Consider the following 24,365-nt stretch of genomic DNA (forward strand, 5'->3'; position numbering starts at 1 on the left):
TGGCTCCTCACTGCGCGTCGGTCCACGAACAGTAGCAGCCCAGCGCCAGGCTGCCGGTGCTGTGCACCGGGCGGCCGGCGAGCAGCGCCTCGAGCACCGGTTCGATGAAGCTGTTGGCCGAGGTGCAGGTGGCGCCCTCGCTGTACGGGCCGACGTAGGCCAGCGTGCCGTCCGCGGCCCAGATCGCCACCGCCGGGCTGGCCGGCAGCTGTTCCGCGCCGGGCAGCTCGGCCAGCGGCTGCAGCGCCTTGAGGGTGTCGGGCAGGTGGCCGCGGCTGCCGGGCTTCTGCCAGACATGGAAGCTCACCCGGTCGCCGAAGCGCGCGAGCAGTTCGGCCAGGTGCTGCTGGTTGCCGACGTTGCACGGGCAGGGCGGATCCCACAGGTGCACCACGCGGATCCGGCCCGACCCGGCCAGCTCGGCGGGCAGGCGCAGAGCGGCGCCGTCGAACAGCACGGTGGTCTCGCTGAACGGGCGGATGTAGCGCGCCTGGTACCACTGGTAGAGGCTCCACAGCACGGCGGCGCAGACGACGGCGAGCAGGGCGAGGACGAGGGACTGGCGGCGGGGCATGGGGCGACCTGCGGAAAATGACGGCCAAGCTTGCCATGTCGCGTCGCCGGTCTGAAGATCGACCATAGCAATCCATCAGCCCAAGCCGCCGTCCGGGCGGCCGAGTCCATGAGCGAAAACTTCGATCCCCACAGCCTGCGCCGGCAACTGCCGCCGCTGTCCGCTGCCGCGGCCGAGCACGGTCCGCAGGTGCAGGCCTACCGGCGCTACTACGGCCTGCAGCACCGCCCCGACATCCACAGTCGGCTCGGCTGGGTGGCGGTCGCGGGGCGGCGGGTCGCCGTGCAGGGCTGGTGGCGCGACGACGCGCGGGCGACCGTGCTGCTGCTGCACGGCTACTACGACCACATGGGCCTGTACCGCCACGTGTTCGACTGGGCGCTGCGCATGAACTTCGCCGTGCTGTCCTGCGACCTGCCCGGCCACGGCCTGTCCGAGGGCGCGCCGGCGAGCATCGGCGACTTCGCCGAGTACCAGGCCGTGCTCGCCGCGCTGTTCCAGGCCGCCGAGCTGCTGCACCTGCCGCAGCCCTGGCACCTGTTCGGGCAGAGCACCGGCGGCGCCATCCTGCTCGACTACCTGCTCACCGGCGCGCCGCGCCCGGACCTCGGCCAGACCGTGCTGCTCGCGCCGCTGGTGCGCCCGCGCGCCTGGCTGCGCTCCAAGCTCAGCTATCACCTGCTCAACCCCTTCGTCAGCCAGATCGCCCGGCGCTTCACCGACAACTCCGGCGATCCCGCCTTCCTCGACTTCGTGCGCCGCGATCCGCTGCAGGCGCAGATCCTGCCCACCGCCTGGGTCGGCGCACTGGCGCGCTGGATCCCGCGCATCGAGGACGCGCCGGCCTCGGCGCAGCGCCCGCTGATCATCCAGGGCGACGCCGACATGACGGTGGACTGGCAGCACAACCTCGAGATCCTGCAGGACAAGTTCCAGCGCGCCGAGCAGCTGATCCTGCCTGGCGCCCGCCATCACCTGGTCAACGAGGAAGAGGGGCAGCGCGAGAAGCTGTTCGAGCTGCTCGGCGAGCGCTTCGCCTGAAGCGCGGCCGGGGCCGGGCCGGCCTGGCGCCGGCCCGGCAGCGGCGTCAGCGCGCCGCCTGGCCGTTGTATTTGGCCACCAGCTGGCGCGCCTCCCGGAGCAGGGCGGCGCCGTCGGCGTAGCCCTGGCCCTCGACCTCGGCCACCCAGTCGGCGTCCAGGCGGCGGGCGGCCTCCATCCAGCGCTGCTGCTCGGCGGGCTCGAGCACGTGGATCTGGTTGTCGTGCTCGCGCGCCAGGCGGTGGCTGGTCTCCATGCCGTAGGCATCCCACAGGCGTCCGGCCTGGGCGGACAGGGCGCGTCCGCTGTTGGCGTCGATGATCTGCCGCAGGTCGGCCGGCAGGCTGTCGTAGCGCGCCTGGTTCATCGCCAGTACCAGCGCCGCGTGCATCAGCTTGGGCATGCCGGGGGCGGTTTCGGTGTGGTGCCTGACCCGCTCCTGCAGCCGGACCGAGGTGGCCACGTCCCAGGGCGCGGCGGCGCCGTCGAGCAGGCCGCGCGCCAGCGCGGCGGGCACCGGGTTGATCGGCATGGCCTGCGGCACGCCGCCGAACAGGGCGATCAGCCGGCTCTGCACCGGGTTGGCGCTGCGCAGGCGCAGGCCGGCGAAGTCGGCCATGCTGCGGATCGGCTGCTTGCGGGTGTGCAGCACCACGCTGTCGGTGAGATGGGTGGCGAGCAGCTGCACGCCCTGGTATTCGCGCTGGCCGTGCTTCTGCAGGAAGTCCCACAGCGCCTGGCTGCCGGCCTCGGCGCTGCGGTTCATGAACGGCTGCTCGAAGGCCGCGGTCAGCGGGAAGCTGCCGCTGTTGTAGCCAGGCAGCGCCCAGACCACGTCGGCGGTGCCGACCCGCGCCTGGTCGATCAGCTGGGTCGGCTTGCCGCCGAGCTGCATCGCCGGGAAGAAGTGGAAGCGGATGCGCCCGCCGGACTCGCGGCTGATCTTGTCCGCCCAGGGCTGGATGAACTGGCGCTGGGTGAACGAGTCGTGGGGCATGAAGTGGTGCACCTTGAGGGTGACCGTGTTTTCCGCGGCGGCAGTGGCCGCCAGGCTGGTGCTCAGGCTGAGCGCCGCCAGGGTTGAGCGCAGGTATTTCACCGTGACTGTCCTTTGTTCTTGTGGTCTTGGTGGGGTCGACTGCCCGCTGGGCAGCGGCGCTATGCTGGTGCGCACACGGGCCGCGCAACAATCCGGGCAAGCCAGCTTGTGTGCGATAGGCGCACGGAAAGTGAGGGCAAGCCGGCGGCAGGATGCCCAGCCGCCGCTCAGCCCTTGACGCACACCAGCGGCCGCAGCCGCGCCACCCGCCGCGCCAGGCCGGCCTGCTCGGCGGCCTCGACCACCGCGCCGACGTCCTTGTAGGCCAGCGGCGCTTCCTCGGCGACGCCGCGCAGGCTCGGGCTGCGGATCAGGATGCCGCGCCGCGCCAGCTCCTCGACCACGCTACGGCCCTGCCAGCGGCGCAGCGCCTCGTGGCGGCTCATCGCCCGCCCGGCGCCGTGGCAGGCCGAGGCGAAGGCATGGCTCTGGCTGCCGCCACTGCCGGCCAGCACCCAGGAGCCGGTGCCCATGCTGCCGCCGATCAGCACCGGCTGGCCGACCGCGCGGTACTCGGCCGGCAGCTCCGGATGGCCGGGGCCGAAGGCGCGGGTGGCGCCCTTGCGGTGGACGAACAGGCGGCGGCGCACGCCGCCGACGACGTGGCTTTCCTCCTTGCAGGTGTTGTGCGACACGTCGTAGAGCAGCGGCATGGCGATGCCGGGGAACAGCTCGGCGAACGCCGCGCGCGCCAGCTGGGTGAGGATCTGCCGGTTGGCCAGCGCGCAGTTGATCGCCGCACGCATGGCGCCCAGGTAGCTCTGCCCCAGCTCGGATTTCAGCGGCGCGCAGGCCAGCTCGCGGTCGGTGAGCTGGATGCCGGCGCGCGGCGCGGCGATCACCATCTCGCGCAAAAAATCCGTGCCGATCTGGTGGCCCATGCCGCGCGAGCCGCAGTGGATGGTGGTCAGCACGTCGCCGACGTGCAGGCCGTAGGCCTGCGCCGCCTTGAGGTCGAACAGTTCGTCGACCACCTGCAGCTCCAGGTAGTGGTTGCCCGAGCCGAGGGTGCCCATCTCGTCGCGCTGGCGGTGCCTGGCCTCGGCCGACACCGCGGCCGGCAGCGCGCCGGCCATGCAGCCGCCTTCCTCGATGCGCGCCAGATCCTCCGGGCTGCCGAAGCCCTGCTCGACCGCCCATCTGGCGCCGCCGCGCAGCATCGCGCCCATCTCCTTGCCGGTCAGGCGCAGCGCGCCGGTGCTGCCCAGACCCGCCGGGATGCGGCGGAACAGCAGGTCGGCGAGGCGTTCCCTGACCGCCGCGATGTCGGCTTCCTTCAAGCCGGTATGCAGGCTGCGCACCCCGCAGGAGATGTCGAAGCCGACCCCGCCGGCCGACACCACGCCGCCCGCGTCGGCGTCGAAGGCCGCCACCCCGCCGATCGGGAAGCCGTAGCCCCAGTGGGCGTCGGGCATGGCGTAGGCGGCGTCGACGATGCCCGGCAGGGCGGCGACGTTGGCCAGCTGTTCGCCGACCTTGGCGTCCATCGCCTCGAGCAGCTCGCGCGAGGCGAAGATCACCCCCGGCACGCGCATGGCGCCGTACCGGGGCATCTCCCATTCGAAGGGGCCGCGCTGGCGGAATTGGGCAAGGTCCATCGACGCTCTCCAGTGGGGAAGCCGTCGCCTGACTATAGGCGAGCGCCCCCGACCGGGGAGGCCCGGTCATCCGCCGGCCAGGCACCGGCGCAGATAGGCCAGCAGCACGTCCAGGGTGGTGAGTTGCTGGTAGTCGGCCTCGGGGATGTTCACCCCCAGGCGCTGGTGCAGGGCGGCGAGGAAGCGCAGCCAGTCCATCGAGTCGAGGTCGACCTCGTCGCGCAGCGGGCGGTCGCCGCGCAGGGTCTCGGGCTCGACCTCCGGGGCGATGCCCTGCAGGGCGGCGAACACTTCGTGGCGCAGTTGCGCGTCATCCATCGGGTTTTCCTCCTCACAGACGGTCGGGGTCCTGCAGGCGGCGGCGCAGCTCGGCGAGAAAGCGCGCGCCGTAGTGGCCGTCGCTGGCGCGGTGGTCGGCGGCCAGGCTGAACTGCGCAGTGGTCAGCGCGCAGACTTGGCCTTCGACCACCCAGGGGCGCTCGGCGATGCGGCCGACGCCGACCAGCGCCACCTGCGGCGGGTAGATCACGCCGAACACGCCGTCCACGCCCTGGTCGCCGAGCTGGGTGACGGTGAGGGTGGCCTCGCTCAGCTCCGAGCTGCGCAGCGAGTAGCTGCGCGCGCGCTGCACCAGGTCGCCCAGTTCGGCCATCAGCTGCGCCAGCGGCTTGTCGGCGACGTCGTGCAGCGCCGGGGCGATCAGCCCGCCCTGGCGCAGCGCCACCGCCACGCCGAGGTGGATGCCGGGGCCCGGCCGGAAGGCGTCGTCGCTCCAGAAGCCGTTGAGCTGCGGGTAGTCGCGCAGGGCCAGGGCCACCGCCTTGAGCACCAGCACGCCGGGCAGCAGGCGCCGCTCGGGCGGCAGCTCGGCGTTGTGCGCGGCGAGCCAGGCCAGCGCGGCGGCCATCGGCACCGTCTCGCTCAGGTAGTAGTGCGGGATCTCGTGCTTGGAACGGCTCATCGCCGTGGCGATGGCCTGGCGCATGGCGGCGTGGCGCTCCAGCGGCGTGGCCGGTTGCGCGGCCGGTCTGCTCGCGGCGGCGGCCTCGACGTCGGCCAGGCTGACCGAACCCTGCGGACCGGTGCCGGCCAGCGCGGCGGGATCGAGACCCAGCTCGGCGGCGCGCCGGCGTGCGGCGGGGGTGATGCGCGGGCGGCTGGCCGGCGCTGTGCCAAGCGTTGCTGCTGTCAGGGCTGGCGCCGGCTGGGCGGGTTTCGGCGCGGCGGTGCTGAGCGGGCGCGGGGTGCGCGGCGCCGTCTCCGCCGACTCACCGGCCTCCAGCAGGGTGGCGATGGGCGTGCCCACCGCCACCTTGGCGCCGGGCTGGATCAGCAGCTCGAACACCGTGCCGTCCTGCCAGCACTCGATCTCCACCGCCGCCTTGGCGGTGTCGACCACCGCGACCACCTGGCCGCGCGTGACCGCCTGGCCCGGTTCGACCTGCCATTCGAGCAGCGTGCCCGCGTCCATGTCGGCGCCGAGGGCGGGCATCCTGAATTCGATCATGCGTACCTTCCCGTAGGGTGCGCCGTGCGCACCATCGATCCTCGCGGTGCGCACGGCGCACCCTACGCCCGCAACCGCTTCGCGCCGGTCTGCGGCACTGCACCGGCTTGCAGCGCCGGTGGTGGGTAACGCTGCGCGGTTACCCATCCTACGTTTCAGGCCCGGCCGGGCAGATGCTTGGCCGCCGCGACGATGGTTGTAGCGCGTAGGGTGGGAAACTGCCGCAGGCATTTCCCACCAACACACACCGCCGGTGGTGGGTAACGCTGCGCGGTTACCCACCCTACGCTTCAGGTCCGGCCGAGCAGGCCCTTCGCCGCCGCCACGATGGCCGGCACCTGCGGCAGCGCCGCGTCTTCCAGGTGCTTGGCGTAGGGCGTCGGCACCTCGGCGCTGCACACTCGCGCCGGCGGCGCGTCGAGGTCGAAGAACGCCTGCTCGACGATGCGCGCCATCACCTCGGCGGCCAGGCTGCCGCTGCGCCAGCCCTCGTCGACCACCAGCGCGCGGCGGGTGCGGCGCACCGATTCCATGATGGTGACGTCGTCCAGCGGGCGCAGCACGCGCAGGTCGAGCACCTCGGCGGCGATGCCGTCGCCGGCCAGCTGCTCGGCGGCCTCCAGCGCCTTGCCCAGGGTACCGCCGTAGGCGATCAGGGTCAGGTCGCTGCCGGCGCGGCGCACCCGCGCCGAGCGGATGTCGACCACCTCCGTCTCGTCCAGCTCGCCCTCGAGGTTGTACAGCGCACCCTGCTCGAACAGCAGCACCGGGTCGGGGTCATGCAGCGCCGGCCAGAGCATGCCGCGGGCGTCCTCCAGGGTGGCCGGGGCGAGGATCCTCAGGCCGGGGATGTGCGCCAGCCAGCCCTCCAGGCTGTGCGAGTGCTGCGCGGCGAGCTGGCGCCCGGCGCCGGTGGTCATGCGCACCACCAGCGGCACCGAGAACTGCCCGCCGGACATGTGGCGCAGGGTGGCGGCGGTGTTCACCAGCTGGTCGAGGGCGAGCAGGCTGAAGTTCACCGTCATCACCTCGACGATCGGCCGCAGGCCGCCGAGCGCCGCGCCGATGCCGGCGCCGACGAAGGCCAGCTCGGACAGCGGGGTGTCGCGCACCCGCTCCTCGCCGAACTCGTCGAGCAGGCCCTTGCTCACCGCGAAGGTGCCGCCGTAACGGCCGACGTCCTCGCCCATCAGGAACACCCGCGGGTCGCGCGCCAGCGCCTCGCGCAGCCCCTGGCGCAGCGCCTCGCGGTAGCTGATGCGGCTCATGGCTGCGGCTCCGGCGTATGGAGGTCGCGCGCCAGATCCGCGACCGGCTCCAGGCTGCCGGCCTCGGCGAAGGCCACCGCCGCTTCCACCTCGGCGGCCGCCTCGGCTTCCAGCGCCGCCGCGCCGGCCGCGTCGAGCAGGCCGTCGGCGAGCAGCCGCGCGCGGTAGCCGGCGATCGGGTCGCGCTGCTTCCACGCCTCGACCTCGGCCTTGTCGCGGTAAAGCTCGGGGTCGAACATCGAGTGGGCGCGGAAGCGGTAGGTCTGGTACTCGAGGAACACCGGGCCGTGGCCGGCGCGCACCTGCTTGGCGGCCAGGCGGGTGGCCTGCTGCACGGCGACCACGTCCATGCCGTCCACCGCGCGGACCGGCACCTTGAACGCCTCGGCCTTGGCGCACAGGTCGGTCTGCGCCTGCGAGCGGGCCAGCGCAGTGCCCATGGCGTAGAGGTTGTTCTCGCAGCAGAACAGCACCGGCAGTTGCCACAGCGCGGCGAGGTTCAGCGACTCGGCGGCGGCGCCCTCGGCCAGCGCGCCCTCGCCGAAGAAGCAGGCGGTGATGCGCTTGCCGCCCTGCAGGCGCTCGGCCAGCGCCAGGCCCACCGCCAGCGGGATGCCGCCGCCGACGATGGCGTTGCCGCCGAAGAAGCGCCGGGCGGCGTCGAACAGGTGCATGGAGCCGCCGCGGCCGCGGCAGCAGCCCTCCCGCCGGCCGTACATCTCGGCCATGATCGCGTTCATCGGTGTGCCGCGCAGCAGGGCGTGGCCGTGCTCGCGGTAGGTGGCGACCACCGCGTCGCCGGCCTCCAGGGCGTGCAGCGCGCCGGTGGCCACCGCCTCCTCGCCGATGTACAGGTGCAGGAAGCCGCGGATCTTGCCCGCGCCATACAGCTCGGCGCAGCGCTCTTCCATCCGGCGGATGCGCAGCATGTCGCGCAGCAGGGTCACGGCGAACTCGGCCGGGTAGGGCACCGAACTCATGTCGGGTTCTCCAGGGTCGAGGTGTCGCCCTCGGGCAGGCCCAGCTCGCGGGCCTTGAGCAGGCGGCGCAGCAGCTTGCCGCTGCGCGTGCGCGGCAGGCTGGGCAGGATGTCCAGCTCCTTGGGTGCCACCGCCGCGCCGAGGCGCTTGCGCGCGTGGCCGAGCAGCTCGGCGTGCAGCGCTTCGCTGGCGCTGAAGTCGCCCTTGAGCGAGACGAAGGCCTTCACCGTCTCGCCGAGGATCTCGTCGGGCTTACCGATCACCGCCGCCTCGGCCACCGCCGGGTGTTCGAGCAGCGCGCTCTCCACCTCGAACGGGCCGATCAGGTGGCCGGCCGACTTGATCACGTCGTCGCTGCGGCCGACGAACCAGTAGTAGCCGTCGGCGTCGCGGCGGGCCAGATCGCCGCTCAGGTACCAGTCGCCGGCGAAGCAGCGCCGGTAGCGCTCGTCCTGGCCGAGATAGGCGCGAAACATGCCGGGCCACGGCTGGCGCAGCGCCAGCTCGCCGATGGCGTCATCACCGAGCATCTCCAGCGTGCCGTCGTCGCGGCGCTGGACGATGGCCGCCTCGATGCCCGGCAGCGGCTGGCCCATCGAGCCCGGCTTGATCGGCATGGCGGCGGTGTTGGCCAGCATGATCCCGCCGGTCTCGGTCTGCCACCAGTTGTCGTGGATCGGCAGGCCGAGCACCTCCTGGCCCCACCACACCGCCTCCGGGTTGAGCGGCTCGCCGACGCTGGCGACGAAGCGCAGGGCCGGATACTGGTGCGCGCGGGCCAGCTGGTCGCCGGCCTTGATCAGCAGGCGGATGGCGGTCGGCGCGGTGTACCAGACGCTGACGGCTTCGCTTCTGAGGATGCCGTACCAGCGCACCGCGTCGAAGTCGGCGCAGTCGACCACGCTGGTGACGCCGAGCAGCAGCGGGGCGAGGATGCCGTAGGAGGTGCCGGTGACCCAGCCGGGGTCGGCAGTGCACCAGAACACGTCGTCCGGATGCAGGTCGAGGGCGTACCGGCCGGTGACGTAATGGGTCAGCGCCGCGCCGTGCACGTGCAGCGCGCCCTTCGGCGTGCCGGTGGTGCCGCTGGTGAAGTGCAGCAGCGAGGGGCTGTCGGCGGTGGTCGGCGCCACGCTGAATTCGTCAGCCGCCTTGTCCATCAGCTGGTGCAGGTCGTGGGTGCCTTCGATCCGCACGCTGCCGCCATTGTCGTCGAACAGCAGCACGTGTTCGAGCAGCGGCAGCCGCTCGCGGATGGCCGCCACCTTGCGTCGGTACAGCGACTCGCTGGTCAAGAGCACGCTGCCCTCGCCCAGCTGCAGGCGGGTCTGCAGCGGCTCCGGGCCGAAGGCGGAAAACAGCGGCGACACCACGCAGCCGGCCTTGAGGCCGCCGAGCACGCCGAGGTACAGCTCCAGGCCGCGGTTGCACAGCACGAACAGCCGCGCGCCGGGCTTGACGCCCAGCCCCGCGAGGGCGCCGGCGAAGCGGCTGGTCAGCCGCGCCAGCTCGGCGTAGCTGACCTCGCGGCGGCCTTCGTCGCGCAGCAGCAGGCGCAGCGCCGTGTGGCCGCGCAGCGGCCCGGCGGCATGCCGGTCCACCGCCTCGTAGGCCAGGTTGAGGCCGCCGCCGGGCAGCCCGGTGAGGCCCTTGGCTTCCTCCGCCCAGGAGAAGGCGGCGCGCGCCGCGGCGGTGGCCGGCCAGTTGGGCGTCACCCGCAGCGCGGCGGGCGTCTTGTCGATCAGCTTCGGGCGCATCGGCGGCTCCTGTGCGCTTGGCTCCCTTCGCCCGCTGGCGAGAGGGACCGGGGAGAGGGAAAGCCGGCGTCACTCCATGCCCGGCATGGGCGGCGTGCTCTCGTGCTCGTCCTTGCCGGGGATCTCGGTCAGGGTCGCCTCGGTGAGCAGCAGTACGCTGGCCACCGACACCGCATTCTCCAGGGCGATGCGTACCACCTTGGTCGGGTCGATGATCCCGGCGGCGTACATGTCGACGTACTGGTTGGTCGCCGCGTCGAAGCCCACCGGCCCGCTCTCGGCAAGGATGCGCGCCACCACCACGCCGGCGTCCACCGCCGAGTTCTCGGCGATGCTGCGGGTCGGCGCCTCCAGGGCGCGGCGCAGGATCTGCACGCCGGTCTTCTCGTCGCCGGCGCACTGCGCCTCCAGCGCGGCGAGCGCCGGCACCGCGCGCAGCAGGGCCATGCCGCCGCCGGGGACGATACCCTCCTCGATGGCCGCGCGGGTGGCGGCGATGGCGTCGTCGAGGGCGTCCTTCCTGGTCTTCATCTCCGCCTCGGTGGGTGCGCCGACGCGGATCACCCCGACCCCGCCGGCGAGGCGGGCGAGGCGTTCCTGCAGCTTCTCGCGGTCGTAGTCGCTGGTGGCCGCTTCGATCTGCGTGCGGATCTGCGCGATGCGCGCCTCGATGGCCTCCTTGCGCCCGCCGCCGCCGATCAGCGTGGTGCTCTCCTTGTCGACTACCACCCGCTTGGCGCGGCCGAGCTGGCGCAGCTCGACCTGCTCCAGGCGCAGGCCCAGCTCGCTGGAGATCACCTGGCCGGCGGTGAGCACGGCGATGTCCTGCAGCATCTCCTTGCGCCGGTCGCCGAAGCCCGGCGCCTTCACCGCCACCGCGCGCAGCACGCCGCGGATCTGGTTGACCACCAGGGTGGCCAGCGCCTCGCCGTCGATGTCCTCGGCGATGAACAGCAGCGGCCGGCCGCTCTTGGCGATCTGCTCGAGCAGCGGCACCAGCTCCTTGAGCAGGCCGATCTTGTGGTCGCAGAGCAGCAGGAAGGGATCGTCGAGCACCGCCTGCATCTTCTCGGCGTCGGTGATGAAGTAGGGCGAGATGTAGCCGCGGTCGAAGCGCATGCCCTCGACCACGTCGACCACCGTCTCGGTGGTGCGCGACTCCTCGACGCTGATCACCCCCTCGCCGCCGACCCGCTCCAGGGCGTCGGCCACCAGCTCGCCGATCGGGTCGTCGTTGTGCGCCGAGATGGCCGCCACCTGGGCCTTCTCCTTGCGCGTCTGCACCGGGCGCGACTGCGCCTTGAGCGAGTCGATGGCCGCCTGCAGGCCGCGGTCCAGGCCGCGCTTGAGGTCTATGGCGCTGGCCCCGGCGACCACGTTGCGCACGCCGTCGGCGAGGATCGCGTGGGCCAGCACCGTGGAGGTGCTGGTGCCGTCGCCGACCGCCTCGCCGGTGCGCTCGGCGGCCTGGCGCAGCATCTGCGCGCCGAGGTTCTCCTCGGGGTCCTCCAGATCGACCAGCTTGGCGATGCTCACCCCGTCGTTGCACACCGTCGGCGTGCCCCACTTCTTCTGGATCAGCACCGACTTGGACTTGGGGCCGAGGGTCACGCGGATCGCGTCGGCCAGCTGGGTGGCGCCGCGCAGCACCTTCTCGCGCGCGGCGTTGCGGAACAGCAGCTTGGTGTGGGGCATCGGGGGTGCCTCCTTCGTCATTGAGCGGCGGCGGGATCGGCTCGTCGCCGGAGTCCTTTCAGCGTAGCGAGGGGATGGAGAGTTCGCCGGGCCGGCCGGCTTGACGGATCGTTCACGTCGCCCCGGCCATACTGGGGCTCTCATTCCAGGAGGATTCAGCATGTTTGGCAGACGGACAGGTTCGCTCGCCAGCGTCGCCCTGGCGCTGCTGGTCGCCGTGCCCATGGCGCAGGCGGGAACGCCGGAGATCTACGGCTGGGTCGAGGAGAGCCGCCTGCTCCCGGAGAACGTCACGGTGAAGAGCAAGCTCGACACCGGCGCGCTCACCTCGTCGCTGGATGCCAAGGAACTCGAGCGCTTCGACAAGAACGGCGAGAAGTGGGTGCGCTTCAAGGTCGAGGTGAAGGACAGCGACACCGGCAAGCAGGTGAGCATCCCCTTCGAGCGGCGCCTCGAGCGCGACGTCAAGGTGCGCGGCGCCGGCGGTGCCGAACGGCGCCCGGTGGTAATGATGCAGATGTGCATCGGCAGCCATCTACTCGACGAGCAGTTCTCCCTCAACGACCGCGGCGACATGCTCTACCCGGTGCTGATCGGCCGGCGCACCCTGGAGCACCTCGGCGCTGTGGACGTCTCGCGCACCTTCACCCACAAGCCCAGCTGTCCGGGCGGCAAGGCCCGATAACCGGCCCGGCCCAGCCAGACTCATCGCGCCGCACCCCGGCAGCGCCAGCCGGAGCATGACGGCGCGCGCTGTTCAGACGTCGACCACCGCCTGTGCCAGCCAGCTGCCGTCCGCCTGCTGACAGACCTTCAGCTCGCAGAACGACACCCCCTTGGCCTCCGCCGCCGGCTGATGCCGCGCCACGTCCACCGCCTCGCCCCAGGCGCTGGCGTGCAGGCGGGTGCCGTCGATCCTTATCTCGAAGCGCGAGAACAGCAGGTGGCGGGTGGCCATGCGGTAGATCAGCGCGTTCAGCCAGTCGACCAGCAGCAGCTCCAGGTCGGGCGCGGCGCAGTCGATGGTCAGTGACTGCTTCGGCATCACCGAGGCCGGATCGCAGATCGCGGCGGTCAGCGCCAGCGCCGCGCCGGCGAACGCCTCCTCCAGCGTGGCACCGCTGCCGCGTACGCCGATGTCGGCTTCGTGGGGGAAGGTTTGCCAGGGCATGGGGGCTCCGGGGCTGGAAGTCGACGCAACCTCATACAAGCTGTAACCGGCGTGGCGCCTTTTTTCCAGTCATGCGGCAGCCGCTTCGGTAGATCCGTCTGATGCCTCAATTGCCGCCTACTGTAGATCAGCCTGCTAGTAGACGTGACAGGCGGTGAGCGCCAATGATCGCTCATCTCGCAATGGTGTGGTGTGCTCCTGGCTGCTATAGAGTTGGCTTGCTGCAGTTTTACTTTTAGTTGCTGTTGAAGCCATGCATGCGAGTCATCAGTATCTCTTTCCAATGGCTCTCACGCTTACGCATGTTTTCCGGGCTTTCGCTGACGTCTGCGATTTCAAGGATTGAGTAACGAAACCCTGTGAGTCTGTCTGTTCCGCCGGCGTTCATTAAATCAATCAACTCCACATTTCCGCCATGCCCCGTATCAGCATATTGCACCCAGCGCTGCCAGATTCCTGCTCCACCAGTAGCACTGCCCACATAGAGTTTTCCTGAAACAGTGTCGGAAATCAGGTAGACCCCCGCGACGCTTGATAATGCTGTGCGCCAAGACTCTGGAGCGCTTCGGACCATGACCTGGAGGTCCTGGCGAGAAAGCAGTACCTTCTTGAACCCGGGGAACTCACCGATGCTGACTGCTTCACCCTTCCACTCGACTGCCTCGAACAGATCTTCCCATTTGTCCATGAGTAGGTATGACTGACGACCAGGGCGAGAAAACTTGACCACCAGCCGAGCTTTAAAGTCGCGAAATTCTTCAAGCTCTTCCAAGTCATAGAAAAATAAGTCTGGCCTGTTCTCCCTGATGACAGGTTTGCACGATTGGTATACGCCGGCGAATAGCCAGTGGTTTGGCTTTTTGAGTTTGATCAGGGAGACGACGAATTTCCGCTCGAAGTTTTTCTGTGACTGCCATTTTTGCCAGCGCTCGAAATTACCGCTGAGCAATTCGTCGTAAGGGTCTTCTCCCTCTTCATTTGGGACTGCGAGATGGACCTTGGCTGCTTTGGAAGAGAAGGTGGGTGACAACGTTCTGAGCAGGTCGATAAGGAGCATAAGACTTCCTTGCGTATGCCGGGAAAGGGGGGATTCATTCTTGATGGCGTCGATAGTCGCCCCAAGCTTACCAACTCAACGCTTCCCCGCCTCCCGATAAACCTCCCCGCGCTCCCGCTTGCCCACGGCGATCACCGCCACGGTGATTTCCTGCTCGCGGACTTCGTAGACCAGCCGGTAGCCGGCCGAGCGCAGCTTGATCTTGTAGCGGTTGTGGCTACCGCTGAGGCGGTCGCCCGGCACTACCGGGTTTTCCAGGCGCTCGGCCAGTTTCTTCTTGAACTGCTCGCGGACGGTGTCGCCGAGCCGGCGCCATTCCTTGAGGGCTTCTTCCTTGAAGACCAGCTTATAGGTCATCCAGCGAGACCTCGACTTCCGGCGAGTGCTGGCGGCTGTCGGCCAGGGCGTTGAGCTCCAGGTCTTCCAGGCGCGCCAGCAGGGCCTCGTAGGCTGGAGCGGGCACGCAGTAGAACGCCGGTTCGTTGCGATTGAGGATGGCCACCGCGCCGCCTTCGCCGGCCGCGACCGTACCCATGGGGTTGCGCTTGAGCTCGGAAATGCTGGCGGCAACGTCGGACAGCACCAAGTGAGTCATCGGCTTTGCTCCTGCTTGGGGGAATCGTTGGAGAGCCATTATAGGTGCTTTCAATGGTGCTGTTCAGCGTGCTCCAGGTCCGGAGGTGTCGGGTGGCTCCCCTCCAGCCTCGCCACCAGCAGAGCCGTCCCGGGGCGGCGCAGTCGATGATGACTCTGGCGGTGCGCTCACGTTTCCCTGATGCCCCTCCACAAACGCCTTCACCGCCTTGCGCATGGTCGGGAAGTACAGGGTGTCGTCGTCCTCGAGGGCGTGCGCCTTGCGCCAGTCCAGGATCTCCTTGCGCCGTCCGGCGACGACCAGCTGGATACCCTTCTGGCGCAGGGAAGCCTTCAGGTCCTCGACCACCAGGTAGCCTGTGACGTCCATCTGTGTGATCGGCAGGGCATCGAGGACTAGCCAGCGCAGGTCGGTGCCGGTATGCGCGACGGCGCGCTCGACCTGCTGCTTGAAGTAGTTGACGTTGAAGAACACCAGCGGCGCGTTGAAGCGCAGCAGCAGCAGGCCGGGCCAGGTGGTGGCCTCGGGGTGGTTGGCCAGCGGATGGAACCCGGAGATGCCTGCCACCTTGCCCAGTACATCAAAGCGCGGCCGCGAGGAGAGCATGACGAAGCGGATCAGCGAGAGGACCAGCACCACCAGGATCGCCTTGATGGCGCCCACCCAGATCACGCCCGTGGTGGCCAGCATCGCCAGGGCGAACTCGATCCGGCTGAAGTGCAGCAGCAGGACCAGGCCGCGCACGTCCAGCAGGGATATCGACGCCATGACCAGCACCGCGGCCAGCGCGGCGATCGGTACGTAGCGCAGGGGGTCGCTGAGGAACAGCAGCACCACGGCAATCGACAGCGCGGCGATCACCCCGGTCAGCTGGGTGCGGCCGCCGGCGGCGTCGCTCACCGCGGTGCGCGAGTCGGCGCCACTGATGGCGAAGCTCTGGGTCAGCGCGGCGGCGAGGTTGGCCGCGCCGAGGGCGGCGAATTCGCGGTCGGCATCGATCTCGTAGTGGTTCTTGGCGGCGAAGCTGCGCGCCGTCAGCATCATGCTGGAGAAACTGACCAGCGCCACGCCCAGCGCGGCCGCCATCAGTTCGTCGATCAGATGCCAGGGCACGTTCGGCAACTTCAGCTCCGGCAACCCCGCGGGCACCGCACCGACGACCGCCACGCCGCGCTGGTCGAGATCGAAGGCGGCGACCAGCGCGGCGGCGACCACCAGCGCCAGCAGGGCCGCCGGCAGGCGCGGCAACAGGCGCGGGGCGAGCAACAGCACGGCAAACGCGACCAGCCCGACCAGCAGGGTCGGCCAGTGGTAGTCGGCGTACTGCTCGAGCAGTTGCACCGTCGCCGGCACCACGCCGGGCGCATCGATGGATACCCCGGCCAGCTTGCCCAGCTGCCCGGCGAGGATGTGCACGGACACGCCGTTGAGGAAGCCGACCAGGATCGGCTTGGAGAGGAAGTCGGCCAGCGCGCCGAGGCGGATGAAGCTGGCCAGGATGCAGCACAGCCCGGCCAGCGCGGCGAGGGCGACCGACAGCGACAGGTAGAGCGCGGCATCGCCAGCGGCCAGCGGCACGAGCGCCGAAGCCACCAGCGCGCAGGTCGCCGCGTCCGGGCCGACGATCAGCTGGCGCGAGGTGCCGAACAGGGCATAGACCAGCAGCGGCAGGATGCTGGCGTACAGGCCGACCACCGGGCTGAAGCCGGCGAGCTGGGCATAGGCGACGCCGACCGGCAGGGCCACCGCGGCCACCGACACGCCGGCGACCAGGTCGCCGGGCAGATCGCGGCGCCGGTAGGCGAGCAGCGCCGCCAGGCCGGGGGCCAGGCGCGTGAGCCAGCGGGAGGAACGGCCGTGCTGCACTTTGCCCATGCTGGAGTCCTTGGCCGGAGGGCGGAAGGGGGAACATTGCCGGCAAGGCCCGGCGCCCTTCCGCCGTGCCGGTAGGCGCGGAGGGGCGAGCGCCGGGTGCCCATCCCTTCAGCGTAGCGGGGGCAGGGGAGTTCGCTGCTGCCCAGGTGGGGCGCTCTCTGCTGCACCGGGGGCTTGCGCGCGGCAGGCTACACTGCGGCTGTCGGTCGTCAGGATGGCGGAGCCGCCGCCTTGCGACGCAGGTCAATCGGACGTCGAGGGCTGCGCATGTGGTGCATCCGGAGAGCGGGCTGTGTGCTGCTGGCCCTGCTGAGCCTGCCGGCTCAGGCGGAACTGCCGGCCGGCGTGGTGAAGATCGCGCTGGATGTGCGAAGCGAAAGCCCGGCGCTCGCCCTCACCCATGATGGCCGGCTGCTGGTCTCCGCGGCGGTCTCCCGGGGGTGCTCGACGGAGGCCTGGTTGCTGCGCCTGCTCCCCGACGGGCGTCCGGACCCGGCGTTCGGCCAGGCTGGCGTGGTGGTGGTGAAGGGCGGCGCCGGCGACGCCTCGCTGGTGCCGGAGGCTCTGGCGCTGCAGGCGGACGGCCGGGTCGTCCTCGCCGGGAGCGCCTATCCGGCGCAGCGCCAGGATGGCGACTTCCTGTTGATGCGTTTCCTGCCCGATGGCCGTCCGGATCCCGGCCTGGACGGTCGGGGCTGGCTGGCGACCGGAATCGGCAGAAGCCACGACATGGCGCGCGGCGTGACGGTCCTGGCCGACGGCCGGATCATTGCGGCAGGGGGCAGCCTGCAGCGCCAGATGCTGATCAGCGCGCGCTACGACTTCGCGGTGGTGGCGTACCAGGCCGATGGCCGGCTGGATCGGCGGTTCTCCGGCAAGGGCAAGGCGCTGTTCCGGGTTGGCACGGTTTCCGAGGACTTTGCCGAAGCGGTGCTGGCGGACCGCCAGGGCCGCATCCTGGTCGCCGGCATGATGCATAGCCGTGGCAACCCGGACCTGGCGCTGCTGCGCCTGCAGGCCGATGGTCGGCCGGACCGTGCGTTCGCCCGCGGCGGCACCCTCGTCAGGTCGTTCGGGGACGCCACCTCCACGGTCGCCAAGGCCATCGCCGTGCAGGCTGACGGCAGGATCCTGCTGGCCGGGACGACCCACCAGAGGATATCCCGCGATGACGGCAGTACCGGCCTGGACTCGGCTGGCGTGCTGTTGCGCCATGACGACGCCGGCCAGCCGGACCCGACTTTCGGGCAGGCGGGCGTGGTGCGCTTGCCCATGGTTTCCGGGCTGGCGGCCATCCAGCTCCAGGACGATGGCCGGATAGTGCTCCTGGGAACCCGCAGCACCACGAGGCAGCAGTGGGCGGCCATGCGGGTGATGCGCCTGCATCCCGACGGCACGCCGGACACCGGCTTCGGGGAGGACGGGGTCGCCAGCGTCGAACTGGGCAGCCACCTCACCGCCACGGGCCTGGCGCTGGCCGCCAATGGCACGATCTTCGTCTGCGGCTCGGCGAGCACGCGCTTCCAGGATCCGGCGACCCGCCAGGACAACGGTCTGGTCCTGTTCGCCCTGACCCCGCAGGGCCGCCTCGACACGACCTTTGGCGCCCGCTGAGCGACTGCGGTCTGCCGGGGCGGGGCGCCAACCGGCGGCGCATCCGCGTCACGGCGGGCCTGGCGCTGGCGGGATACAGGCCCGCGCGCCGTCAGCGCCGGGAGTGGAGCGGGGTAATTGTTTAGTTCAGGCTAAACCATGCATCTGAAATGCTGGATTTTTGCGAAGCGAGCCCTGTGCCACCTTGTGTCCATCCGCTCCCCGCTGCGCCCGGGAGCCAACCCGACCAGGTCCCGCGGGGCCGGCACACAACACGCACGCAGGAGAGCACGCCCATGTCGCTGGCAGAGCAACTCAAGCTGGATGCCCACTGGATGCCATTTTCGGCCAACCGCAACTTCCAGCGCGACCCGCGGCTGATCGTCGGCGCGGAGGGCAGCTGGCTGGTCGACAGCGACGGACGCAGGGTCTACGACAGCCTGTCCGGGTTGTGGACCTGTGGCGCCGGCCACTCGCGCAAGGAGATCCAGGAGGCGGTGGCCCGCCAGCTCGGCACCCTCGACTACTCGCCGGGCTTCCAGTACGGCCATCCGCTGTCGTTCCGGCTGGCCGAGCAGATCGCCGAGCTGACTCCGGGCGAGCTGAACCACGTGTTCTTCACCGGCTCCGGCTCCGAGTGCTGCGATACGGCAGTGAAGATGGCCAAGGCCTACTGGCGCCTGAAGGGCCAGCCGAGCAAGACCAGGTTCATCGGCCGCGCGCGCGGCTACCACGGCGTGAACATCGCCGGCACCAGCCTCGGCGGCATCGGCGGCAACCGCAAGATGTACGGCCAGCTGATGGACGCCGACCACCTGCCGCACACCCTGCAGGCGGAACTGGCCTTCACCAGGGGCGCGGCGGAAACCGGCGGCGTGGCGCTGGCCAACGAGCTGCTCAAGCTGATCGAGCTGCACGACGCCTCCAACATCGCCGCGGTGATCGTCGAGCCGATGTCCGGCTCGGCCGGGGTCATCGTGCCGCCCCAGGGCTACCTGCAGCGCCTGCGCGAGATCTGCGATCAGCACAACATCCTGCTGATCTTCGACGAGGTGATCACCGCCTTCGGCCGCATGGGCAAGTGGACCGGCGCCGAGTACTTCGGCGTGACCCCGGACCTGATGAACGTCGCCAAGCAGATCACCAACGGCGCCATCCCGATGGGCGCGGTGGTCGCCAGCCGCGAGATCTACGCCACCTTCATGCAGCAGGCCAGCCCCGAGTACGCGGTGGAGTTCACCCACGGCTACACCTACTCGGCGCACCCGGTGGCCTGCGCCGCCGGCCTCGCCACCCTGGAGCTGCTGAAGAAGGAACACCTGGTCGAGCAGGCCGCCGAACTGGCGCCCTACTTCGAACAGGCGCTGCACGGCCTGAAGGGCGCCAGGCACGTCATCGACATCCGCAACTGCGGCCTGGCCGGCGCCCTGCAGCTCGCCCCGCGCGACGGCGACGCCATCGTCCGTCCGTTCGAGGCCGGCATGGCGCTGTGGAAGGCCGGTTTCTACGTGCGCTTCGGCGGCGACACCCTGCAGTTCGGCCCGACCTTCAACGCCAGGCCGGAAGACCTCGACCGCCTGTTCGATGCGGTCGGCCAGGCCCTCAACGGCGTCGCCTGATCGCCGCGCGTCCCGACACCCCAATCCCTTTCGTCCCGCCTGCGCGGCGGGGCATGTCGAGCCAAGGAAAACCAGATGAGCCTGATCCCCCACCTGATCAACGGCGAGCGCACCGCCAGCCAGGGCCGCGCGGCCGACGTGTTCAACCCCTCCACCGGCAGCGTCAGCGGCCAGGTCGCCCTCGCCGACCGCGCCACCGTGCAGCTCGCCATCGACGCGGCCAGGGCCGCCTTCCCGGCCTGGCGCAACACCCCGCCGGCCAAGCGCGCCCAGGTGATGTTCCGCTTCAAGCAGCTGCTCGAGCAGCACGAGGCCGAGATCGCGGCGCTGATCAGCGCCGAGCACGGCAAGACCCTCGAGGACGCCGCCGGCGAGCTCAGGCGCGGCATCGAGAACGTCGAGTTCGCCTGCGCCGCTCCGGAAATCCTCAAGGGCGAGTACAACCGCAATGTCGGCCCGAACATCGACGCCTGGAGCGACTTCCAGCCGCTGGGCGTGGTCGCCGGCATCACCCCGTTCAACTTCCCGGCCATGGTGCCGCTGTGGATGTATCCGCTGGCCATCGTCTGCGGCAACTGCTTCATCCTCAAGCCCTCCGAGCGCGACCCGAGCTCCACCCTGTTCATTGCCGAGCTGCTGCAGCAGGCCGGCCTGCCGAGCGGCGTGCTCAACGTGGTGCACGGCGACAAGGAGGCGGTGGACGCGCTGATCGAGGCGCCGGAAGTCAAGGCGCTGAGCTTCGTCGGCTCGACGCCGATCGCCGAGTACATCTATGCCGAAGGCAGCAAGCGCGGCAAGCGCGTGCAGGCGCTCGGCGGGGCGAAGAACCACGCGGTGCTGATGCCCGACGCCGATCTCGACAACGCGGTCAGCGCGCTGATGGGCGCCGCCTACGGTTCCTGCGGCGAGCGCTGCATGGCCATCTCGGTGGCTGTGTGCGTGGGCGACCAGGTCGCCGATGCGCTGATCGACAAGCTGGTGCCGCAGATCCAGGCGTTGAAGATCGGCGCCGGCACCAGCTGCGGCCTGGACATGGGCCCGCTGGTCACCGCCGCGGCGCGCGACAAGGTGGTCGGCTACATCGACGACGGCGTGGCCGCCGGCGCCGAGCTGGTGGTGGACGGCCGCGGCTACCGGGTGGCCGGGAACGAGGACGGCTACTTCGTCGGCGGCACCCTGTTCGACCGGGTGACCCCGGACATGCGCATCTACCAGGAAGAGATCTTCGGCCCGGTGCTGTGCGTGGTGCGGGTGAACAGCCTGGAACAAGCCATGCAGCTGATCAACGACCACGAGTACGGCAACGGCACCTGCATCTTCACCCGCGACGGCGAGGCGGCGCGGCTGTTCTGCGACGAGATCGAGGTGGGCATGGTCGGCGTCAACGTGCCGCTGCCGGTACCGGCGGCCTACCACAGCTTCGGCGGCTGGAAGCGCTCGCTGTTCGGCGACCTGCACGCCTACGGCCCGGACGGCGTGCGCTTCTACACCCGGCGCAAGGCCATCACCCAGCGCTGGCCGCAACGCGCCAGCCACGAGGCGGCGCAGTTCGCCTTCCCGAGCAACGGCTGATGGCCGCAGGGCCAGCAGCCTGAGCCGCCCGCAACGCCGCTTTCCTTCGGGGGGCGGCGTTTTGCTGCGTGCGGCTCCCTTTCAGATCCGGCAACAAAAACGCCCCGGACCCAGTTGGCGGGTCCGGGGCGTTGTGCAGGCTGGCGTGCGGGTCAGGCTTTCGCCTCGAAGATCACGTACACCTTGCGGCACGGCTCCAGCACTTCCCAGGTGCCGGAGAAGCCGGCCGGGATGACGAAGCGGTCGCCGGCGCGCAGGGTCTTGGCGTTGCCGTCCCGGTCGCGTAGCACCGACACGCCCTGGAGGATCTCGCAGTATTCGTGCTCGGTGTAGTTGACCTGCCACTGGCCGACCGCGCCCTCCCAGACGCCGGCATTGAACTGGCCGCAGGGGCTGGCGTAGTGGTTGCGCACGCTCTGCTCGGGGTCGCCGGCGAGCACCTTGTCCGCCGCCGGGCGGTAGTGCTCGGTGGCGGTGCTGGCCTGGGCGAAGTCGACGATCTCGCGGATGGACATGGGGGCTCTCCCGGTTGTTTGGCCGAACGGGATGGGGGTCGGTCTGTTGGTTATAGCCTGCCGGCGCACCGCGCCGGCAGGGCAGCAGGCGTCAGCGCAGCTTCTCCAGCAGCTGGTAGTACCACATGCCGGCCATCAGCAGCGGGTTGCCGAGGGCGTCGCCGAACGGCACGCGGATGTGCTTGCAGCTGGCGAAGGTGTCGAACTTGCCGAGGTCGCCGCTGATCGCTTCGGCCAGGATCTCGCCCATCACGTGGCTGGTGGCCACGCCGTGGCCGGAGTAGCCCTGGCAGTACCAGACGTTGTCCGACAGTTTGCCGAGCTGCGGGATGCGGTTGATCACGATGCCCATCGCGCAGCTCCACTGGTAGTCGATGCGCACGCCCCTGAGCGCGGGGAAGGTGCGCTCGATGCACGGGCGCAGCTCGCCGGCGATGTCGCGCGAGTCGCGCCCCGAGTAGTTGGCGCCGCCGCCGAACAGCAGGCGGCCGTCGGCGGTCAGCCGGTAGTAGTCGAGGACGAAGCGGCAGTCGTAGACCGCCAGATCCTGCGGGTTGATCTGCCGGGCCAGCGCGCCGAGCGGCTCGGTGGCGACGATGCCGCCCATCGCCGGGAAGATCATGCCCTTGAGCCGCTGCCGCTCGAGCTTGTGGTAGACGTCGCCGGCCAGCAGCACCTGGCGGGCGCGGATGCGCCCCTCGGCGGTGACCACCACGGGCTGCGCGCCGTGGACGATGTCCAGCACCGGCGAGTGCTCGAAGATCAGCGCGCCGAGGCTCTGCGCCGCGCGGGCCTCGCCGATGCACAGGTTGAGCGGGTGCAGGTGCAGGTTGCGGGTGTTCTTCAGTGCGCCCAGGTAGAGGTCGCTGGCCAGGTGCTCGCGCACCCCGGCGGCGTCGAGCAGGCTGACCTCGTCGGCCATGCCGCGGCGCTGGGCTTCCTCCCAGGAAGCGCGCAGTTCGGCGAGGTGCGCCGGGGTCATCGCCGCGTGCAGGTGGCCGCGCTTGAGGTCGCAGGCGATGGCGTACGTGTCCACCCGCGCCTCGATGATCTGCTGGCCGCGCCAGCGCAGCCACCAGATGAAGTCGTCCACCTCGGCGCCGAGGCGGGCGCGCATCTGCTTGCGCATGGCGCCCTCGCCGGACAGGCTGCCGGTGACCTGGCCGCCGTTGCGGCCGCTGGCGCCCCAGCCGATCTTGTGGGTCTCGACGATGGCGACCCTGAGGCCGCGCTCGGCCAGCTCCACGGCGCTGGCCACGCCGGTGAAGCCGCCGCCGATGATGGCGACGTCGACGCTGACCTCGCCCTGCAGGCGGGGGCAGTCGGTTTCCTGGTGGATGGTCGCGCTGTAGTAGGACGGCGCGCGCTCGGCGGCGGCGCGCATGGGCATTGCGATGGTCATGGCGTTTCCTCGAATTGCGGGAACAGGCGCGCCGCGTCCGGCGGCGCGCGCTGGATGGCAAGGCCGGGCGGCGGTTCAGACCTGGTTCAGGTACCAGCGCCAGTCCTGCTCGCCGACCTCGCTCATGAACTGGCGGTATTCGGCGCGCTTGACCGCCAGGTAGACGCGCAGGAACTCGGCGCCGAAGGCGTCGCGCGCCCAGTCGGAGCGCTCCAGGGCGTCGATTGCGGCGAGCCAGTCGGTGGGCAGCAGGCCGCTGGCCTGGGCGTAGCCGTTGCCTTGCACCGGATCGCCCGGATCGAGCTGATCGCGCACGCCGCGGTGCACGCCGGCGAGGATCGCCGCGGCGGCCAGGTAGGGGTTGGCGTCGGCGCCGCAGATGCGGTGCTCGACGTGCCGCGTGCAGGCCGGGCCGCCCGGCACGCGCAGGCTGACGGTGCGGTTGTCGACGCCCCAGTTCAGCGCCAGCGGCGCGTAGCTGTGGGCCTGGAAGCGCCGGTAGGAGTTGGCGTTGGGGCAGAACAGCAGCAGCGAGTCGAGCAGGCTGGCGAGCATGCCGCCGACCGCCTGGCGCAACAGCGGGGTGCCGGCAGCGTCCTCCGCGGCGAACAGGTTGTTGCCGGCGGCGTCGGCCAGGCTGACGTGCATGTGCAGGCCGGTGCCGGCGATTGCGGCGAACGGCTTGGCCATGAAGCAGGCGCGCATGCCGTGGGCATGGGCGACGCCCTTGACCAGGCGCTTGTAGCGCACCGCCTGGTCCATGGCCTGCAGTGCCGGGCCGTGCTCCAGGGTGATCTCCACCTGGCCGGGGGCGTACTCGGAGATCGCCGTGCGCGCCGGGATGCCCTGCGCCTTGCAGGCGGCGTAGAGGTCGGCGAGGAACGGCTCGATCTGCTCCAGCTCGCGCAGGCCGTAGACCTGGGTCTGGGTCGGCCGGCCGCCGTCGGCGTCCAGCGCTGGTTGCGGCCGGCCGTGGGCGTCGGGGCGCTCGTCGAGCAGGTAGAACTCCAGCTCGCAGGCCATCACCGGGTGCAGGCCCTCGGCGGCCAGCTGGTCGATCATGCGGATCAGCAGGTGGCGCGGGTCGGCGACGCTGGCCGGCAGGCCCTCCAGCGGGTGCATGCTGACCTGCAGCGCGCCGGTCGGCACCTTGCGCCAGGGCAGGCGCACCAGGCTGCCGGGCAGCGGGTAGGCGCGGCAGTCGATGTCGCCGACGTCCCACACCAGGCCGCTGTCTTCCACGTCCTCGCCGGCCAGGCTGAGGCCGAGGATGGTGCTGGGCAGCGGGCGGCCGCTGCGGTACACGGCGAGCAGTTCCTCGCGGTGCAGCAGTTTGCCGCGCGGCACGCCGTTGGCGTCGAGGATGAACAGTTCGAAGAGGTCGATGTCGGGGTTCTGGGCCAGGAAATCCTGGGCTTCCTGCTCATGGGCGAAATGCATGGTCGCT

The 24,365-nt window shown here is 70.5% G+C and carries 22 protein-coding genes; 5 read left to right on the forward strand and 17 right to left on the reverse strand.

Annotated features, from left to right (window positions below; all coding sequences use genetic code 11):
- Positions 1 to 7: 7 nt before the first annotated feature.
- Positions 8 to 574 carry a DUF6436 domain-containing protein gene (locus BLT78_RS18325; RefSeq protein ID WP_090351214.1) on the reverse strand — a complete coding sequence of 189 codons (567 nt, stop codon included), beginning with the start codon at positions 572 to 574 and terminating at the stop codon, positions 8 to 10.
- A gap of 108 nt (positions 575 to 682) precedes the next feature.
- On the opposite strand from BLT78_RS18325, the gene BLT78_RS18330 reads away from it, so the two are divergent.
- A complete protein-coding gene (locus BLT78_RS18330; RefSeq protein WP_090351216.1) occupies positions 683 to 1,615 on the forward strand; it encodes a phospholipase BipL in 933 nt (310 codons plus the stop codon).
- Between the two features lie 46 nt (positions 1,616 to 1,661).
- On the opposite strand, the gene BLT78_RS18335 is transcribed toward BLT78_RS18330, so the two are convergent.
- The 8 genes from BLT78_RS18335 to groL all read right to left on the reverse strand — a co-directional run bounded on the left by BLT78_RS18335 (position 1,662) and on the right by groL (position 11,519).
- Positions 1,662 to 2,714 (reverse strand): TRAP transporter substrate-binding protein, encoded by a 1,053-nt coding sequence (locus BLT78_RS18335; RefSeq protein WP_231975653.1) that lies wholly within the window; start codon positions 2,712 to 2,714, stop codon positions 1,662 to 1,664.
- Between the two features lie 167 nt (positions 2,715 to 2,881).
- Positions 2,882 to 4,312 carry an RtcB family protein gene (locus BLT78_RS18340; protein WP_090351217.1) on the reverse strand — a complete coding sequence of 477 codons (1,431 nt, stop codon included), beginning with the start codon at positions 4,310 to 4,312 and terminating at the stop codon, positions 2,882 to 2,884.
- A 66-nt stretch (positions 4,313 to 4,378) separates the two neighbouring features.
- Positions 4,379 to 4,630, reverse strand: coding sequence for an acyl carrier protein (locus tag BLT78_RS18345; RefSeq protein ID WP_090351219.1), 252 nt, complete (start codon positions 4,628 to 4,630; stop codon positions 4,379 to 4,381).
- Between the two features lie 13 nt (positions 4,631 to 4,643).
- Entirely contained in the window at positions 4,644 to 5,819 is a 1,176-nt protein-coding gene (locus tag BLT78_RS18350; protein ID WP_090351220.1) for a dihydrolipoamide acetyltransferase family protein, read from the reverse strand.
- Between the two features lie 290 nt (positions 5,820 to 6,109).
- The gene (locus BLT78_RS18355; protein ID WP_090351222.1) at positions 6,110 to 7,087 is read right to left on the reverse strand and encodes an alpha-ketoacid dehydrogenase subunit beta; all 978 of its coding nucleotides are present in this window, start codon (positions 7,085 to 7,087) and stop codon (positions 6,110 to 6,112) included.
- On the reverse strand, positions 7,084 to 8,067 hold the full coding sequence (gene pdhA / locus BLT78_RS18360; protein WP_090351223.1) for a pyruvate dehydrogenase (acetyl-transferring) E1 component subunit alpha: 984 nt from the start codon (positions 8,065 to 8,067) through the stop codon (positions 7,084 to 7,086). Before pdhA ends, BLT78_RS18355 begins: the two co-directional genes overlap by 4 nt.
- Positions 8,064 to 9,824 carry an acetate--CoA ligase gene (gene acsA / locus BLT78_RS18365; protein WP_090351225.1) on the reverse strand — a complete coding sequence of 587 codons (1,761 nt, stop codon included), beginning with the start codon at positions 9,822 to 9,824 and terminating at the stop codon, positions 8,064 to 8,066. Before acsA ends, pdhA begins: the two co-directional genes overlap by 4 nt.
- 69 nt (positions 9,825 to 9,893) lie before the next feature.
- A complete protein-coding gene (gene groL / locus BLT78_RS18370) occupies positions 9,894 to 11,519 on the reverse strand; it encodes a chaperonin GroEL (RefSeq protein WP_090351227.1) in 1,626 nt (541 codons plus the stop codon).
- A 160-nt stretch (positions 11,520 to 11,679) separates the two neighbouring features.
- On the opposite strand from groL, the gene rloA3 reads away from it, so the two are divergent.
- Complete coding sequence (gene rloA3, locus BLT78_RS18375) at positions 11,680 to 12,204, forward strand: retropepsin-like aspartic peptidase RloA3 (RefSeq protein ID WP_090351228.1); 525 nt, start codon at positions 11,680 to 11,682, stop codon at positions 12,202 to 12,204.
- A 72-nt stretch (positions 12,205 to 12,276) separates the two neighbouring features.
- Here rloA3 and BLT78_RS18380 read toward each other — a convergent pair whose 3' ends face one another.
- The 5 genes from BLT78_RS18380 to BLT78_RS18400 form a co-directional block, all read right to left on the reverse strand.
- On the reverse strand, positions 12,277 to 12,690 hold the full coding sequence (locus BLT78_RS18380; RefSeq protein WP_090351230.1) for an archease: 414 nt from the start codon (positions 12,688 to 12,690) through the stop codon (positions 12,277 to 12,279).
- A 235-nt stretch (positions 12,691 to 12,925) separates the two neighbouring features.
- Positions 12,926 to 13,747, reverse strand: coding sequence for a GIY-YIG nuclease family protein (locus BLT78_RS18385; protein WP_090351231.1), 822 nt, complete (start codon positions 13,745 to 13,747; stop codon positions 12,926 to 12,928).
- A 75-nt stretch (positions 13,748 to 13,822) separates the two neighbouring features.
- A complete protein-coding gene (locus tag BLT78_RS18390; RefSeq protein ID WP_090351233.1) occupies positions 13,823 to 14,104 on the reverse strand; it encodes a type II toxin-antitoxin system RelE family toxin in 282 nt (93 codons plus the stop codon).
- Positions 14,094 to 14,342: a type II toxin-antitoxin system Phd/YefM family antitoxin gene (locus BLT78_RS18395; protein WP_090351234.1), complete on the reverse strand. Its 249-nt coding sequence runs from the start codon at positions 14,340 to 14,342 to the stop codon at positions 14,094 to 14,096. Before BLT78_RS18395 ends, BLT78_RS18390 begins: the two co-directional genes overlap by 11 nt.
- 63 nt (positions 14,343 to 14,405) lie before the next feature.
- Entirely contained in the window at positions 14,406 to 16,217 is a 1,812-nt protein-coding gene (locus tag BLT78_RS18400; RefSeq protein ID WP_172830807.1) for a SulP family inorganic anion transporter, read from the reverse strand.
- A gap of 294 nt (positions 16,218 to 16,511) precedes the next feature.
- On the opposite strand from BLT78_RS18400, the gene BLT78_RS18405 reads away from it, so the two are divergent.
- From BLT78_RS18405 to BLT78_RS18415, 3 genes are all read left to right on the forward strand, one after another.
- Entirely contained in the window at positions 16,512 to 17,831 is a 1,320-nt protein-coding gene (locus BLT78_RS18405; RefSeq protein WP_172830808.1) for an NHL repeat-containing protein, read from the forward strand.
- A 275-nt stretch (positions 17,832 to 18,106) separates the two neighbouring features.
- Entirely contained in the window at positions 18,107 to 19,429 is a 1,323-nt protein-coding gene (locus BLT78_RS18410) for an aspartate aminotransferase family protein (protein WP_090351237.1), read from the forward strand.
- 75 nt (positions 19,430 to 19,504) lie between these two features.
- Positions 19,505 to 21,001, forward strand: a complete 1,497-nt coding sequence (locus BLT78_RS18415) for a CoA-acylating methylmalonate-semialdehyde dehydrogenase (protein ID WP_090351239.1) — start codon at positions 19,505 to 19,507, stop codon at positions 20,999 to 21,001.
- Positions 21,002 to 21,153: 152 nt separating this feature from the next.
- Here the strand turns inward: BLT78_RS18415 and BLT78_RS18420 are convergent, their stop codons facing one another.
- From BLT78_RS18420 to BLT78_RS18430, 3 genes are all read right to left on the reverse strand, one after another.
- On the reverse strand, positions 21,154 to 21,516 hold the full coding sequence (locus tag BLT78_RS18420; protein ID WP_090351240.1) for a cupin domain-containing protein: 363 nt from the start codon (positions 21,514 to 21,516) through the stop codon (positions 21,154 to 21,156).
- A 91-nt stretch (positions 21,517 to 21,607) separates the two neighbouring features.
- On the reverse strand, positions 21,608 to 22,918 hold the full coding sequence (locus tag BLT78_RS18425; protein WP_090351242.1) for an NAD(P)/FAD-dependent oxidoreductase: 1,311 nt from the start codon (positions 22,916 to 22,918) through the stop codon (positions 21,608 to 21,610).
- Between the two features lie 75 nt (positions 22,919 to 22,993).
- Positions 22,994 to 24,358, reverse strand: a complete 1,365-nt coding sequence (locus BLT78_RS18430; RefSeq protein ID WP_090351244.1) for a glutamine synthetase family protein — start codon at positions 24,356 to 24,358, stop codon at positions 22,994 to 22,996.
- Positions 24,359 to 24,365: the final 7 nt, after the last annotated feature.

Source organism: Pseudomonas oryzae (genome assembly GCF_900104805.1).
Taxonomy (GTDB): domain Bacteria; phylum Pseudomonadota; class Gammaproteobacteria; order Pseudomonadales; family Pseudomonadaceae; genus Geopseudomonas; species Geopseudomonas oryzae.

Coding starts and splice junctions, on each gene's coding strand:
- BLT78_RS18340 (WP_090351217.1), bottom strand. CDS start 4,312: ATGGACCTTGCCCAATTCCGCCAGCGCGGCCCCTTCGAATGGGAGATG.
- BLT78_RS18355 (WP_090351222.1), bottom strand. CDS start 7,087: ATGAGCCGCATCAGCTACCGCGAGGCGCTGCGCCAGGGGCTGCGCGAG.
- BLT78_RS18345 (WP_090351219.1), bottom strand. CDS start 4,630: ATGGATGACGCGCAACTGCGCCACGAAGTGTTCGCCGCCCTGCAGGGC.
- BLT78_RS18410 (WP_090351237.1), top strand. CDS start 18,107: ATGTCGCTGGCAGAGCAACTCAAGCTGGATGCCCACTGGATGCCATTT.
- BLT78_RS18325 (WP_090351214.1), bottom strand. CDS start 574: ATGCCCCGCCGCCAGTCCCTCGTCCTCGCCCTGCTCGCCGTCGTCTGC.
- acsA (WP_090351225.1), bottom strand. CDS start 9,824: ATGCGCCCGAAGCTGATCGACAAGACGCCCGCCGCGCTGCGGGTGACG.
- BLT78_RS18400 (WP_172830807.1), bottom strand. CDS start 16,217: ATGGGCAAAGTGCAGCACGGCCGTTCCTCCCGCTGGCTCACGCGCCTG.
- BLT78_RS18350 (WP_090351220.1), bottom strand. CDS start 5,819: ATGATCGAATTCAGGATGCCCGCCCTCGGCGCCGACATGGACGCGGGC.
- BLT78_RS18425 (WP_090351242.1), bottom strand. CDS start 22,918: ATGACCATCGCAATGCCCATGCGCGCCGCCGCCGAGCGCGCGCCGTCC.
- BLT78_RS18420 (WP_090351240.1), bottom strand. CDS start 21,516: ATGTCCATCCGCGAGATCGTCGACTTCGCCCAGGCCAGCACCGCCACC.
- BLT78_RS18395 (WP_090351234.1), bottom strand. CDS start 14,342: ATGACTCACTTGGTGCTGTCCGACGTTGCCGCCAGCATTTCCGAGCTC.
- BLT78_RS18430 (WP_090351244.1), bottom strand. CDS start 24,358: ATGCATTTCGCCCATGAGCAGGAAGCCCAGGATTTCCTGGCCCAGAAC.
- BLT78_RS18390 (WP_090351233.1), bottom strand. CDS start 14,104: ATGACCTATAAGCTGGTCTTCAAGGAAGAAGCCCTCAAGGAATGGCGC.
- BLT78_RS18330 (WP_090351216.1), top strand. CDS start 683: ATGAGCGAAAACTTCGATCCCCACAGCCTGCGCCGGCAACTGCCGCCG.
- groL (WP_090351227.1), bottom strand. CDS start 11,519: ATGCCCCACACCAAGCTGCTGTTCCGCAACGCCGCGCGCGAGAAGGTG.
- rloA3 (WP_090351228.1), top strand. CDS start 11,680: ATGTTTGGCAGACGGACAGGTTCGCTCGCCAGCGTCGCCCTGGCGCTG.
- pdhA (WP_090351223.1), bottom strand. CDS start 8,067: ATGAGTTCGGTGCCCTACCCGGCCGAGTTCGCCGTGACCCTGCTGCGC.
- BLT78_RS18385 (WP_090351231.1), bottom strand. CDS start 13,747: ATGCTCCTTATCGACCTGCTCAGAACGTTGTCACCCACCTTCTCTTCC.
- BLT78_RS18380 (WP_090351230.1), bottom strand. CDS start 12,690: ATGCCCTGGCAAACCTTCCCCCACGAAGCCGACATCGGCGTACGCGGC.
- BLT78_RS18415 (WP_090351239.1), top strand. CDS start 19,505: ATGAGCCTGATCCCCCACCTGATCAACGGCGAGCGCACCGCCAGCCAG.